The following is a 242-nucleotide window of genomic DNA, read 5'->3' on the forward strand; positions in this document are numbered from 1 at the left end:
TCTTTAGCAAGCTTGCTTTTTAGTTCGGCTACCTTTGTTCTGAGTTGTTTTATTAAATTATCTTTATTTTTTTCTTCCCAAGTTAATTGAGCTTTTTCAATACTTTCTCGTAACTTTACCCATTTTTCTTCTTCTTTAGATAGATTCGCAATATTTCTTTTAGCTCTCGTTGCTACTGCATTTTTGGTTATCTTGCTGCCATCAGATTTCATCTCTTCAAAAGCACGTTTTATATCATCATA

The 242-nt window shown here is 31.4% G+C and carries 1 protein-coding gene; it reads right to left on the reverse strand.

Features of this window, described 5'->3' with window-relative positions; genetic code table 11:
• The coding region (locus tag AAEY83_RS18030; RefSeq protein WP_351061433.1) for a hypothetical protein at positions 1-242 on the reverse strand (242 nt) is incomplete at both ends.

Origin of the sequence: Psychrobacter sp. TB20-MNA-CIBAN-0197 (assembly GCF_040309765.1) — a bacterium.
Taxonomy (GTDB): domain Bacteria; phylum Pseudomonadota; class Gammaproteobacteria; order Pseudomonadales; family Moraxellaceae; genus Psychrobacter; species Psychrobacter submarinus.